The 13,458-nt window shown below is 71.6% G+C and carries 14 protein-coding genes; all 14 read left to right on the top strand.

Going from position 1 to position 13,458, the window contains the following annotated elements:
* Positions 1-7 precede the first annotated feature (7 nt).
* The 14 genes from trpA (at position 8) to moeA (ending at position 13,450) form a co-directional block, all read left to right on the top strand.
* On the top strand, positions 8-823 hold the full coding sequence (gene trpA, locus ACRYRV_RS01130) for a tryptophan synthase subunit alpha (protein ID WP_309635893.1): 816 nt from the start codon (positions 8-10) through the stop codon (positions 821-823).
* A gap of 79 nt (positions 824-902) precedes the next feature.
* Positions 903-1,916: an acetyl-CoA carboxylase, carboxyltransferase subunit beta gene (accD, locus tag ACRYRV_RS01125; protein ID WP_309635870.1), complete on the top strand. Its 1,014-nt coding sequence runs from the start codon at positions 903-905 to the stop codon at positions 1,914-1,916.
* A gap of 4 nt (positions 1,917-1,920) precedes the next feature.
* On the top strand, positions 1,921-3,192 hold the full coding sequence (locus ACRYRV_RS01120) for a bifunctional folylpolyglutamate synthase/dihydrofolate synthase (protein ID WP_444984226.1): 1,272 nt from the start codon (positions 1,921-1,923) through the stop codon (positions 3,190-3,192).
* Positions 3,189-3,884, top strand: a complete 696-nt coding sequence (locus ACRYRV_RS01115; RefSeq protein WP_444984227.1) for an SPOR domain-containing protein — start codon at positions 3,189-3,191, stop codon at positions 3,882-3,884. Before ACRYRV_RS01120 ends, ACRYRV_RS01115 begins: the two co-directional genes overlap by 4 nt.
* A gap of 1 nt (position 3,885) precedes the next feature.
* Complete coding sequence (locus ACRYRV_RS01110) at positions 3,886-4,440, top strand: CvpA family protein (RefSeq protein WP_309635873.1); 555 nt, start codon at positions 3,886-3,888, stop codon at positions 4,438-4,440.
* A 75-nt stretch (positions 4,441-4,515) separates the two neighbouring features.
* The gene (purF, locus tag ACRYRV_RS01105) at positions 4,516-6,033 is read left to right on the top strand and encodes an amidophosphoribosyltransferase (RefSeq protein WP_253451275.1); all 1,518 of its coding nucleotides are present in this window, start codon (positions 4,516-4,518) and stop codon (positions 6,031-6,033) included.
* A gap of 7 nt (positions 6,034-6,040) precedes the next feature.
* Positions 6,041-7,252, top strand: coding sequence for an O-succinylhomoserine sulfhydrylase (locus ACRYRV_RS01100; RefSeq protein WP_444984228.1), 1,212 nt, complete (start codon positions 6,041-6,043; stop codon positions 7,250-7,252).
* Between the two features lie 152 nt (positions 7,253-7,404).
* Positions 7,405-8,088 carry a type 1 glutamine amidotransferase domain-containing protein gene (locus ACRYRV_RS01095; protein ID WP_444984229.1) on the top strand — a complete coding sequence of 228 codons (684 nt, stop codon included), beginning with the start codon at positions 7,405-7,407 and terminating at the stop codon, positions 8,086-8,088.
* A 98-nt stretch (positions 8,089-8,186) separates the two neighbouring features.
* Positions 8,187-8,741 carry a cytochrome b gene (locus tag ACRYRV_RS01090; RefSeq protein ID WP_444984230.1) on the top strand — a complete coding sequence of 185 codons (555 nt, stop codon included), beginning with the start codon at positions 8,187-8,189 and terminating at the stop codon, positions 8,739-8,741.
* A gap of 52 nt (positions 8,742-8,793) precedes the next feature.
* A complete protein-coding gene (locus tag ACRYRV_RS01085) occupies positions 8,794-9,378 on the top strand; it encodes a YceI family protein (RefSeq protein ID WP_309635876.1) in 585 nt (194 codons plus the stop codon).
* 190 nt (positions 9,379-9,568) lie between these two features.
* Positions 9,569-10,858, top strand: coding sequence for an MATE family efflux transporter (locus ACRYRV_RS01080; protein WP_444986240.1), 1,290 nt, complete (start codon positions 9,569-9,571; stop codon positions 10,856-10,858).
* Between the two features lie 127 nt (positions 10,859-10,985).
* Positions 10,986-11,594, top strand: coding sequence for a molybdenum cofactor guanylyltransferase MobA (gene mobA / locus ACRYRV_RS01075; RefSeq protein WP_253451287.1), 609 nt, complete (start codon positions 10,986-10,988; stop codon positions 11,592-11,594).
* A gap of 3 nt (positions 11,595-11,597) precedes the next feature.
* Positions 11,598-12,185: a molybdopterin-guanine dinucleotide biosynthesis protein B gene (mobB, locus tag ACRYRV_RS01070; protein ID WP_253451289.1), complete on the top strand. Its 588-nt coding sequence runs from the start codon at positions 11,598-11,600 to the stop codon at positions 12,183-12,185.
* Positions 12,182-13,450 carry a molybdopterin molybdotransferase MoeA gene (moeA, locus tag ACRYRV_RS01065; RefSeq protein ID WP_444984232.1) on the top strand — a complete coding sequence of 423 codons (1,269 nt, stop codon included), beginning with the start codon at positions 12,182-12,184 and terminating at the stop codon, positions 13,448-13,450. Before mobB ends, moeA begins: the two co-directional genes overlap by 4 nt.
* The last annotated feature ends 8 nt before the right edge of the window (positions 13,451-13,458 follow it).

The raw sequence follows: 13,458 nt of genomic DNA, 5'->3' as shown, positions 1-13,458 counted from the left end.
GGGAATGATGAACCGTATCGACCAACGCTTCGCCGAGCTCAAGGCCCAGGGTCGCCGCGCGCTGATCCCCTTTATCACCGCCGGTGACCCCGGCCCCGAGCACACCGTGGGCTTCATGCACGCCCTGGTGGAGGCCGGCGCCGACGTCATCGAGCTGGGCGTGCCCTTCTCCGACCCCATGGCCGACGGCCCGGTGATCCAGAAGGCCTGCGAGCGGGCGCTCAAGCGCGGCGTGCGCCTCTCCCACCTGTTCGAGATGGTGCGCGAGTTCCGCCAGACCGACAGCACCACCCCGGTGGTGCTGATGGGCTACCTCAACCCCATGGAGCGCATCGGCCTCGCGGCCTTCGCCGACCAGGCCGCCGAGGCCGGCGTCGATGGCGTGCTGACCGTGGATATGCCGCCGGAGGAGGCCGAGGAGCTCGGCCCGCTGCTCAAGTCGCGGGACCTGGCCTCGATCTTCCTGGTTGCCCCTACCACTTCCCACGCCCGGGCCGCTACAATATGCGCCCACGGCGAGGGGTATCTCTACTACGTTTCCCTCAAGGGCGTGACCGGCTCGGCGATCCTCAATGCCCAGGACGTCGCCGACCACCTGGCGCCGCTGCGCGAACTGACCGACCTGCCGCTCTGCGTCGGCTTCGGCATCCGCGACGGCGCCTCCGCCGCCGAGGTGGGCAAGGTGGCCGACGGCGTGATCGTCGGCTCGGCGCTGGTCAGCCGCATCGCCGAGAATGCCGAGCGCCCCGAGGCGATCGCCGGCGAACTCAAGGCGGTGCTGGGCGAGATGCGCCAGGCCCTGGACGCCCTGAGTCCCCGCTGATCGCGGCCCTCGCCACACGACTCGATTCATGCGCCCGGGCTCTCCCGGGCGCCGACCAGATGACGGAACCCTTTCTGACATGAGCTGGCTAGACAAGATCGTGCCCTCCATGGGGCGTATCCAGCGCAAGGACCGCCGGGCGAGCGTGCCCGACGGCCTGTGGCGCAAGTGCCCCAAGTGCGAGGCGGTGCTCTACCTTCCCGAACTCGAGAAGCACCACAACGTCTGCCCCAAGTGCGACCATCACCTGCGGCTGACCGCCCGCAAGCGCCTCGACTGGTTCCTCGACAAGGAGGGCCGCGAGGAGCTGGCCGCCGAGGTGGAGCCCGTCGACCGCCTCAAGTTCCGCGACTCCAAGAAGTACAAGGATCGCCTGGCCGCGGCCCAGAAGGAGACCGGCGAGAAGGACGCCCTGGTCGCCATGCGTGGCCGCCTCGATGGCCTGCCGGTGGTGGTGGTGGCCTTTGAATTCACCTTCATGGGCGGCTCCATGGGCGCCGTGGTGGGCGAGAAGTTCGTGCGCGCGGCGACCCTGGCCCTGGAGGAGGGCATTCCGCTGATCTGCTTCTCCGCCTCCGGCGGGGCGCGCATGCAGGAGGCGCTCTTCTCTCTGATGCAGATGGCCAAGACCTCCGCCGCCCTGGAGAAGCTCAAGCAGGCCGGCATTCCCTATATCTCGGTGCTCACCGACCCGGTCTTCGGCGGTGTCTCCGCGTCGCTGGCCATGCTGGGCGACCTCAACGTGGCCGAGCCCAACGCCCTGATCGGCTTCGCCGGCCCCCGGGTCATCGAGCAGACCGTGCGCGAGAAGCTGCCCGAAGGCTTCCAGCGCAGCGAGTTCCTGCTCGAGCATGGCGCTGTGGACATGATCGTGCACCGCAGCGAGATGCGCGACCGCCTGGGCGGCGTGCTGCGCAAGCTGACCCACCAGCCCGCCGCGGGCATCGCCGAACCCGAGCCCGACCTGGTCGATGCCGCCCAGCAGGCGGTGGCCGACGAGGCCCCCGCGGAGCCCGTCGAGCCGGTGGAAGCCGCCGGCAGCGAGGCGCCGGAGACCCCGGCCGACGACGCCCGGGAAGAGGGCCGACGCTGATCCGATGAGCGACGCGCCCCTGCCCACTACCCTGGACGCCTGGCTGGCGCGGCTCGAGGCCGCCCATCCCGTGGGCATCGACCTCGGCCTCGAGCGCGTGGCCGAGGTCGCCCGGCGGATGGGGCTGCTGGAAGGCCCCATCGCCGAGCGAGTGATCACCGTGGCCGGCACCAACGGCAAGGGGTCCACCGTGGCCCTGCTGGAGGCGCTGGCCCGGGCCCACGGGCTCTCCACGGCGGCCTACACCTCGCCGCACCTGATCCGCTACAACGAACGCCTGCGCCTGGACGGTGAGGAGGCCAGTGACGCCACCCTGATGGCGGGCTTTGCCGCCGTGGAGCGCGCGCGCCTGGATGGCGAACCCGTCAGTCTCACCTATTTCGAGGTAGGCACCCTGGGCGCGCTCTGGGCCATCGCCCGACGCGCGCCGGACCTGGCCATCCTCGAGGTGGGGCTGGGCGGGCGGCTCGATGCGGTCAACGTCATCGACCCGGACGTGGGGATCGTCACCACCGTGGCCCAGGACCATGCCGCCTTCCTCGGCACCGACCTTCAGCAGATCGGTCGCGAGAAGGCGGGCATCCTGCGTCCCGGCCGCCCGGCGGTGCTGGGCAGCCGCGAGCTGCCCGCCAGCGTACGCCAGGTGGCCGCCGAACTCGGCGCCCCGGTCCATGCCATCGGCGAAGACTTCGACTGGGACCCGGCTCACCCCGATCCCGGCCTGCCTCTGGACAACGCCGCCACGGCGCTGAAGGCGTTCGAGCTTGCCGGCGTCGAGCGCGATGCCGATGCCTGCCGCCGGGCCCTTGCCGAGGTGCGGCTGCCCGGTCGCATGCAGTGGCTGGGCCAGTGGTGCCTGGACGTGGGCCACAACCCCCATGCGGCGAGCTACCTGGCCGGCCGCCTGGCGGCACGCCCCTGTGCCGGGCGTACCTGGGCGCTGCTGGCCATGCTCGGCGACAAGGACGCCGACGGCGTGATCGAAGCGCTGGCGCCGGCGGTCGATGCCTGGGTCACGGCGACCCTGGCCGGGGAGCGGGCGCGCAGCGCCGCCGACCTGGCCGGCCGCCTGGTCGGGCAGGGCGCCAGCGTGGCGCATCAGGCGGCGTCGCCGACGGCCGCGGCGGCCTGGCTGGCCGAGCGGCTCGCCCCCGAGGATCGCGTGCTGGTGTGCGGCTCCTTCTTTACCGTCGGCGAGGTGCTCGAGTGGCTGGCGCTGTCCGCTCCGGCGCGTCAGACTGAGGCAGACCCCAGCGGCAGTGAGGAAGCCCGATGAAGTACGGATGGCGTGAGCGTATCAGCGGTGCGGTGATCCTGATCGCCCTGGCGGTGATCTTCGTTCCTCTGCTGTTCAGCGAGCCGGCCCCGCGCAGCGAGCGCCCCCAGCCGGTGCTGACCATCCAGCAGCCCATCGAGGTGCCGCGCCAGGAGGTGCCGGAGCCCCGGCCCCCGGCCAGCCTCGCCGAGTTCGGCGAGCCCGTGGCGGCACCCGGTGAGGAGGAGCTGCTCCTCGAGGAGTCGCCGGTCGAGGAGGTCACCGTCGAGGAAGTGGCCGAAGTGGCCGAACAGGCCGCCGAGCAGCTGGCCCGTGCCGAGGCTCCCGCGGAGCCTTCGCCCAGCCCGGCGCCCGCGCCGGCCTCCGAGCCCGCGGTGGACCCCATCGCCGAACTGGCCAGGGCCGCCGACCAGCGCCTGGCCGAGAGCGCCAGCCGCAGTCAGCCGGCGCCGGCCGCCTCCGGCGGCGAGTGGGCGGTCCAGGTGGGCAGCTTCGGGGAGCCGGCCAACGCCGAGCGCCTGCTCCAGCAGCTGCGCGAGCAGGGCTTCCCGGCCTACAGCCAGCCCCGGGACAACAACCTGACCACCGTCTACGCCGGCCCCTATGACTCCTCGGAGGCGGGCGAGCGGGCCATGAACGAGCTCAAGTCCCGGGCCAACCTCCAGGGCCTGCTGGTGCGGGCGAGGAACTGAGATGGCGCTGACCTGGCTCGACTGGATCTTCATCGGCCTGCTCACCGTCACGGCGGTAGCCGGCTTCATGCGCGGGCTGATCCGCGAGGCCCTGGGCCTGGCCGCCTGGGTCATCGCCCTGCTGGCCGCCCGGGTGCTCGCCCAGCCGGTGGCCGACCTGCTCGCCGGGGTGATCGACAATGCCGACGGCCGCCTGGTGCTCGCCTTCGTGCTGGTCATCTTCGGCGTGGTGCTGCTGTGCGGCCTGGTGATTCGGCTGGTTCATGCCGCCGTGGAGTGGGTGGGCATGGGCCTCTTCAACCGGGTGATGGGGGCCGCCTTCGGCGCCGCCAAGGGCGCGGCCATCCTGGTGCTGGCCACCATCGTGATCGGCCTCACCCCCCTGGCCCAGCTCGAGGCCTGGCAGGAGGCCGAACTGCGCCCCCACTTCGAGCAGCTCCGCGACTGGGCGGTCTCCCAGTTCGAGGCCTGGGAAGGGCGCCTTCCCGAGGCCGACTCCCTGCGCGAGCTCTCCCTTCCCGGGCGCGATGCGGCGCCCGCCGATGAGACTCCCTGATCGACGACTTCCGGGCGGCCCTGGCGGCCGGCCCGACCCTTCACAGCAAGTTCCAGGCAAGCGAGGTAAGGTGGAATGTGCGGTATCGTGGGCCTTCTGGCCAAGCAGGCGGTAAACCAGGGCATCTATGACGCCCTGACGGTGCTTCAGCATCGCGGACAGGATGCCGCCGGCATGATGACCTGGCATGAGGGCCGCTTCCTGCTGCGCAAGAGTAACGGCCTGGTGCGGGATGTCTTCCATACCCGTCATATGGCGCGCCTCAAGGGCAGCATCGGCATCGGCCACGTGCGCTACCCCACCGCCGGCTCCTCCAGCGAGGCGGAGTCCCAGCCCTTCTACGTCAACTCCCCCTACGGCATCGCCCTGGCCCACAACGGCAACCTGACCAACTCCGAGCAGCTCAAGCAGGAGCTCTTCTCCTCGGACCTGCGCCATATCAACACCAGCTCCGACTCCGAGGTGCTGCTCAACGTCTTCGCCCATGAGCTGGGCAAGCAGGGGCTGCACCTCTCCCCGGGGGACATCTTCGACGCCGTGCGCCGGGTGCACCGGCGCTGCAAGGGCGGCTACGCCGCGGTGGCGATCATCAACGGCGTGGGCCTGGTGGCCTTCCGCGACCCCCACGGCATTCGCCCGGTGGTCTTCGGCACCCGGGACGAGGGCGAAGGCCAGGAGGTGATGATCGCCTCGGAGTCCGTGGCACTCGACGTCGGCGGCTTCGAGCTGCATCGCGACCTGGACCCGGGCGAGGCGATCTTCGTCGACATGGCGGGCGAGATCCACACCCAGCAGTGCGCCGACGCGCCGCGTCTGGCCCCCTGCATCTTCGAGCACGTCTACCTGGCGCGGCCCGACTCCATCCTCGACGGCGCCTACGTCTACGGCACCCGCATGGAGATGGGGCGCAAGCTCGGCGACCGCATCCGCGGCGAGTGGCCCGAGCACGACATCGACGTGGTGATCCCGATCCCCGACACCTCGCGCACCTCCGCCCTGGAGCTCGCCCAGCACCTGGGGGTGACCTACCGCGAAGGCTTCATGAAGAACCGCTATATCGGGCGCACCTTCATCATGCCCGGCCAGACCCAGCGCAAGAAGTCGGTGCGCCAGAAGCTCAACGCCATCGGCGTGGAGTTCAAGGGCAAGAACGTGCTGCTGGTGGACGACTCCATCGTGCGCGGCACCACCTGCAAGCAGATCATCCAGATGGCCCGGGACGCCGGCGCCCGCAAGGTCTACTTCGCCTCCGCCGCGCCGCCGGTGCGCTACCCCAACGTCTACGGCATCGACATGCCGGCGGCCAGCGAGCTGATCGCCCACGGTCGCAGCGAGGCCGAGGTCGGCGAGCTGATCGGCGCCGACCGCATCTTCTATCAGGACCTCGAGGATCTGAAGACCGCCTGCCGCGAGGTGAACCCGAACCTCGACGCCTTCGACTGCTCGGTGTTCGACGGCCACTACGTGACCGGCGACATCGACGACGCCTACCTGAGCGCCCTGGAGGCCTCGCGCAGCGACGACGCCAAGCAGCAGAGCGCCGGCGACCACGCCCTGGTCGGCGTGCATAACCAGGACGATATCGACGACTGAGGCCGCCATGGATTCCCACACCCCTTCCGAGCTCGACTGGGCGCTCTCGACCCTGGCGATCCGCGCCGGCCACGAGCGCACCCATGAGCAGGAGCACGCCGAGCCGATCTTCCCCACCTCGAGCTTCGTCTACGGCAGCGCCGCCGAGGCGGCGGCCAAGTTCTCCGGGGAGGAGCCGGGGAACATCTACTCGCGCTTCACCAACCCCACGGTGCGCACCTTCGAGCGCCGCCTGGCGGCGCTGGAGGGCGGCGAGCGCTGCGTGGCCACCAGCTCCGGCATGGCGGCCATCCTCTCCACCGCCCTGGCGCTGCTCGAGGCCGGCGACGAGATCGTGGCGTCGCGCTCGCTGTTCGGCTCCACGGTGAGCCTGTTCGACAAGTACCTGGGCAAGTTCGGCATCACCACCCGCTACGTGGAGCTCGCCGATCTCGCCGCCTGGGAGGCGGCCATGACCCCGGCCACCCGGCTGCTGTTCGCCGAGACGCCCTCGAACCCGCTCTCCGAGGTGGTGGATATCGCGGCCCTGGCCGAGATCGCCCACCGCCACGGCGCGCTGCTCGCCATCGACAACTGCTTCCTGACCCCGGCGCTGCAGCGCCCCCTGGATCTCGGTGCGGACCTGGTGATCCACTCCGCCACCAAGTACCTGGACGGCCAGGGCAGGGCGATCGGCGGCGCCGTGGTGGGCCGCGACAAGGAGCTCGAGGAGGTCTTCGGGGTGGTGCGCACCTGCGGCCCCTGCCTGAGCCCCTTCAACGCCTGGATCTTCACCAAGGGGCTCGAGACCCTGGCCCTGCGCATGCGCGCCCACTGCGAGAACGCCCAGGCCCTGGCCGAGTGGCTCGAGGCGCATCCGGCGGTGGCTCGGGTCCACTACAGCGGCCTCGAGAGCCACCCGCAGCATGGGCTGGCCGCCCGCCAGCAGAGGGGCTTCGGCGCTGTGCTGGGCTTCGAGGTCAAAGGCTCCGAGGTGAAGGGCGACCGCGAGGCGGCCTGGTCGGTGATCGACGCCACCCGGCTGCTCTCCATCACCGGCAACCTGGGGGATGTGAAGACCACCATCACCCACCCGGCTACCACCACCCATGGCCGCCTCAGCGATGCCCAGAAGGCCGCCGCCGGCATCTCGGAGGGGCTGATCCGGGTCGCCGTGGGCCTGGAGGCGATCGACGACATCCGCGCCGATCTGGCCCGGGGCCTCGACGCCTTGGTCTAGCCCGCGCGCTTCCCGGCAACGCGTTCCGGGACCTCCCGACGCCCGTCCCGCCCCCGGCGGGGCGGGCGTTGTCGTCTTCGCCCTTGAACTCTCGGCGCGCGAGGCCATCTCATCAGGGCACGCATTCACACTGGCGCCCAAGGAGGGCAAGCATGAAGATCCTGATGGTACTCACCTCCCACGACCGCCTGGGCGATAGCGGCCACGCCACCGGCTTCTGGCTCGAGGAGTTCGCCGCCCCCTACTACGTCTTCAAGGACGCCGGCGCCGAGATCACCCTGGCCTCGCCCAGGGGCGGACAGCCGCCGGTGGACCCCAATTCCCTGGCCGAGGAGGCGCTCACCGAGGAGACGCGCCGCTTCGAGGCGGATGACGCGGCCAGGGCGCAGCTGGCCGCCACGCGGCCCCTCGCCGAGGTGCAGGTCGGCGATCATGACGCGCTCTTCTTCCCCGGCGGCCACGGCCCGCTCTGGGACCTCACCGACAATGGCGACGTCAAGCGGCTGATCGAGGCGTTCCTGGCCGCCCATCGCCCGGTGGGCGCAGTCTGCCATGCCCCCACGGTGCTGCTGCAGGCGCGCACGCCGGACGGTGAGCCGCTGGTCAAGGGGCGGCGCGTGACCGGCTTCGCCAACAGCGAGGAGGAGGCCGTGGGGCTCACCGCCGTGGTGCCCCACCTGCTCGAGGATGCCCTGAAGGCCCAGGGCGGCGACTACCAGCGCAGCGCCGACGACTTCGCCCCTTTCCAGCTGCGCGATGGTCTCCTGATCACCGGCCAGAACCCGGCCTCCAGCGCGCCCACGGCGGAACTGCTGCTCGAAGCCCTCGCCAGATAACGGTTCTTTCGAACGGTTGGTTCGGCTTTTTTCAGCAGAGTCGAATGGTTAGCTGGGGTAAGCTCTAGCCACATCGAGATCACGAGGAGTTCACCGCCATGTGGCGCAATACCCGTTCCGGCTGGGGCATCGTCAGCATTACCCTGCACTGGCTCAGCGCCGTGGTCATCGTGAGCCTCTTCGCGCTGGGCTGGTGGATGACCGGGCTCGGGTACTTTGACTCCTGGTATAACCTGGCGCCCTGGTGGCACCGCTCCATCGGCATGCTGCTGCTCTTCGCCACCCTGCTCAGGCTTGGCTGGCGCCTCGTGAACCCCACGCCGGCGGGGCAGGGCAGCCGTCTGGAGAAGCTGGCCGCGCACCTGGGCCACGTGCTGCTCTACGTGCTGCTGCTGGTGGTGCTGGTCAGCGGCTACCTGATCTCCACCGCCCGGGGGCGCGGCATCAGCGTCTTCGACTGGTTCGAGGTCCCGGCGCTGATCAGCCGCCTGCCCAACCAGGAGAGCATCGCCGGCGAGATCCACTGGTATGCCGCCGTGGCGCTGATGGTGCTGGCCGCCGGCCACCTGCTCGCCGCCCTCAAGCATCATTTCATCGACCGACACGACACCCTGACCCGCATGCTCAATCCGGCACGCTCGCGCCGCCGCTGAGCCGCGTTCCCCCGCAAGAAGACACCCTGTCACACCCGCAAGGAGAATGACCATGTTCAAGAAGACCGCTCTCGCCGCCGCCTTCGGTGCCGCTGCCCTGGTGGGCGTCGGCCAGGCCCAGGCCGCCGACTACGTGGTGGACATCGAGGGCCAGCACGCCTTCGTCCAGTTCAAGATCAACCACCTGGGCTTCTCCTATATCCTCGGCAACTTCGAGTCCTTCGAGGGACAGTTCCACTACGATCCCGAGAACCTGGAGGCCGCAAGCGTTCAGATGGAAGTGGACGTGACGAGCCTCAACTCCAACCACGCCGAGCGTGACCGCCACTTCCTCTCCGACGACTTCCTGAGCGCCGGCGACTACCCGACCGCCACCTTCGTCTCCACCGGTTTCGAGCCCACCGGCGAGGGGGAAGGCACCCTGACCGGCGACCTGACCCTCAAGGGCGAGACCCGTGAGATCGAGATGCCGGTCACCCTGATGGGCGAGGGCGAAGACCCCTGGGGCGCCTACCGCGCTGGCTTCGAGGGCAGCACCATGCTGACCCTGGGCGACTTCGGCATCGACATGAGCGCCTTCCCCGAGGTGATGCACGAGCTCGAGCTCTACGTCACCTTCGAAGGCATCCGCCAGTAAGGTCGTGATACGGGTCGGCACCTTCGCTGCCGGCCCAGGCCCCGTGAACACCCCCGAGCCCTCGGGGGTGTTCGCGTCTGCGGGGGCTCGCTAGAATGCGCGCTCCGCGAACCACCCTGGAGCGAGCGTGACGCAACGGTCCGATACCTCTCCCGCCCTCGGCGTGACCCTCTGGCGCCAGACCTGGCCCATGGCCATCGGCGTGCTGGCGCTGCTCGGTTTCCAGCTGGTGGACAGCGCCTTCATCGCGCGCCTGGGTACCGCGCCCCTGGCCGCCCAGTCCTTCACCTTCCCGCTCAGCTTCCTGATCATCGGCATCCAGGTGGGCTTGGGGATCGCCATCGCCGCGCTGATCTCCCGGGCCCTGGGGGCCGGGGAGGGGGCGCGCGCCCGGCGCCTGGGCAGCCTGGTGCTGGCCGCCGGCGCCCTGGTGATCGCCCTCCTGGCGGTGGTGCTCTGGGCGGTCCAGGCGCCGGTGTTCCGCCTGCTGGGGGCCGACGGGGCCACCCTGGCGCTGATTCGCGGCTACTGGGCGCCCCAGCTGCTGGCCGCCTGGCTGGGGGCGGCGCTCTACTTCGGCTACAGCCTGTTCCGGGCCCACGGCGATACCCGCCTGCCGGGCAAGATGATGGTGGTCACCAGCCTGGTCAACCTGGTGCTCGACCCGCTGCTGATCTTCGGGGTCGGCCCCTGGGAGGGGCTGGGGCTGCCGGGCGCGGCCTGGGCCACGGTGGTGGCCTTCGCCGTGGGGCTGGCGGTGCTGGGGCGCCGCCTCCTGGCCACCGACTGGCTGGCCCGGGAGGGGCTGGGTGCCGAGCTGCGCGCCTCGGCGCGCCCCTTCGCCGGCATCGCCGGCCCCGCCATGATCAGCCAGCTGATGCCGCCCCTGGCGGCCATGCTGGCGATTTCCGTGGTGGCAGGCCTTGGCGAGGCCTCGGTGGCCGCCTGGGGGCTGGCCAGCCGCCTGGAGACCCTCTCGCTGATGGTGGTACTGGCCATGACCATGTCGCTGCCGCCCTGGCTGGGGCGCTGCTACGGCGCCGGCGACTGGGACCAGGTGCACCGGCTGATGCGCCTGGCGCTCAGGGTGGTCCTGGTGTGGCAGCTGGCGCTGGGCCTGCTGATGGCCCTGGCCGCCCCCTGGGTGGCCCTGGCGCTCTCCGGCAACCCCGAGGTGCGCGACGACCTGGCCACGTTGATCCGCTTTCTGCTGCCGAGCTACGCGGCCCTCGGCATCTGCATGATCGTGGTCTCGGCGGGCAACGCCCTGGGCTGGCCCCTGCGCGCCATGCTGATGTCCGGCGCCCGGCTCTTCCTCTTCTACCTGCCCTGCCTCTGGATCGGCGCCCGGCTGGGCGGCCTGGTCGGCCTCGCCGCCGGCGCCGCCGTGGGCAACCTGCTGGCGGGCCTCGCCGCCTGGCAGGTGCTGCGGCGTATCCTCGCCAGCCCCCGGCGCCGCGCCGCCACCGCCACCCCTTGATCGCTACCCCTGGAGCCCTTGGCCGCTCGCCATGACCCGCGTCATGGCGGCCTGCGCTTCGCCTGCGCGGCGTGGCACCCGGCGGTGGGCTCAGGCATCATGGTAGCCATGCTGAAGGAGGGCCATGATGGCGCGAGACGAGATGGCGCAAGATGAACTGACCGGCCTGATCCTGGCCGGCGGCCAGGGGCGGCGAATGGGTGGCGTCGACAAGGGGCTGGTGGCCTTCCGCGGCCGCCCCTTGGTGGCCCACGTCCGGGACCGGCTGGTCGGCCGGGTGGCGGAGCTGCTGATCAACGCCAACCGCAGCGAAGGCGACTACGCCCCCCTGGCCGACCGGGTGATCGGTGACGCCGAGGGCGGCTTCCAGGGCCCGCTGATGGGGATCTACAGCGGCCTGTGCGCCGCCCGCACCCCCTGGCTGGTGGTAGCGCCCTGCGACACCCCCTCGCTGCCCCGGGAGCTGGTCCCGCGGCTGCTGGCCGGGCGCGGCGACGCCGATATCGCCGTGGCCTGGGACGGCGAGCGCCTGCACCCGGTGGTGGCGCTGATCCGCACGGCCCTGGCCGACGACCTGGCCGCGGCCCTCGCCGCCGGCGAGCGCAAGATCGACCGCTGGTATGCCCGCCACCCCTGGTCCCGGGTCGACTTCTCCGACTGCCCGGAGGCCTTCGCCAACCTCAACACCGACGACGACAGGCGCCGCCTCGAGACGGCGCGGCACGAGGAGCCCTGAGCCATGAGCGCAAGCGTTCCGACCCGGCTGCCGCTGGACGAGGGGCTGCCGCTGCTGGGCATCGCCGCCTGGAGCGGCACCGGCAAGACCACCCTGCTCGAGGCCCTGCTGCCGCTGCTCCATGACCGCGGCCTCAGGGTGGCGGTGATCAAGCACGCCCACCACACCTTCGACGTCGACCAGCCCGGCAAGGACAGCCATCGCCTGCGCCGGGCCGGCGCCGCCCCCATGCTGGTGGCCTCCCGGGAGCGCCTGGCGCTGATGATGGAGACCCCCGGCCAGGAGGAGCCGGACCTGGCGAAGCTGGTGGCGCTGGTCGCTACCCAGGACCCCGACCTGGTGCTGGTGGAGGGGTTCAAGGCCTGGCCGCTGCCCAAGCTCGAGCTGCATCGCCCGGCCCTGGGCAAGCCCCTGCGCGTGGCCGAGGACCCCTGGGTGCGCGCCGTGGCCTCGGATGCCCCCCTGACGCTGCCTCACGGGGTCGAGGCGCTGGACCTCAACGATCGCGAGGCCCTGGCGGACTGGATCGCCGCCTGGCCCGCCCGCTGGCTCGACGAGCGTGCCCCCCGGGCCGAGGAGGCCACCCCATGACCCTCTCCTGCTTCGAGCTCGGCGAACGCATGCTGACGGTGGAGGAGGCCCGGGAGGCGGTGCTCGCCCTGGCCGAGGGCCCGCTGCCCGCCGAGGCGGTCGCGCTCGCCGCCGCCCATGGTCGCGTGCTGGCCGAGGCGCTGGTCTCGCCCATCGACGTGCCCCAGTGCACCAACGCCGCCATGGACGGCATCGCCCTGGCCTGGCCGGCGGCGGGTCCTCCGGCGGTGGGGTTCCTGCGGGTCGCCGAGATCCATGCCGGCCACGCCGCCGCGCTCACCCTGGGGCCCGGCGAGTGTGCCGGCATCACCACCGGCGCGCCGCTGCCGGCGGGGGCCGACAGCGTGATCATGCGCGAGCAGCTGGCGGAGGAGGAGGGCGCCGACGGCCGCCTGCGGGTGAGGGTCGATCGCCCCGAGCGAGTGAGGCGCGGCCAGAACGTGCGCCGGGCCGGGGAGGATATCCCCCGAGGCAGCCTGGCCCTGGCCGCCGGGACCCGGCTCGGTGCCGCCGAGCTCGGCCTGCTCGCCTCCCTGGGGTGCGCCGAGGCGGCGGTGCGCCGCCGGCCCCGGGTGGTGCTCTTCTCCACCGGTGACGAGGTGACCGCCCCGGGCGCGCCGCTGCCCGCCGCCGGCATCTTCGATGCCAACCGTTTCAGCCTGATGGCGCTGGCCGCCGAGCGCGGCGCCGAGGTGATCGACCTGGGCATCCTGCCCGACAGCCGCGTCGCCATCGGCGAGGCCCTGGCCCGGGCCGCCGAGGAGGCGGACCTGGTGATCACCAGCGGCGGGGTCTCGGTCGGCGACGCCGACCATACCCGGGCGGCCCTGGCCGAGCAGGGAGAGCTCGGCTTCTGGAAGATCGCCATCCGCCCCGGCCGCCCCCTGGCCTGCGGGCGTCTCGGGCCCCGGGGCACGCCCTTCCTGGGGCTGCCGGGCAACCCGGTGGCGGCTATGGTCACCTTCCTGCAGTTTGCCGCGCCCCTGCTGGCCCGCCTCCAGGGGCGAGAGCCGACGGCCGCGCCGCGCCTGGTGGCGGTGGCCGACCACGAGCTCGGAAGCCGCACCGGCCGGGTCGACTATCTGCGCGGGGTCTACCGCAGCGACGCCGAGGGGCGGCTGCGGGTCGCCGGCATCGGCGCCCAGGGCTCCGGCATCCTCTCCTCCATGGCGCAGGCCAACTGCCTGATCGAGATCACCGCCGAGCGCGCCGCCGTAGCCGCCGGCGAGGCGGTGACCATCCACCCCCTGTTCCGTTTTCCGTGAGGCACCCT

The sequence above is a fragment of the Halomonas mongoliensis genome (genome assembly GCF_052496345.1).
Note: the sequence above shows the minus strand (reverse complement) of the source record. Positions and strands in the feature narration are given on the sequence as shown.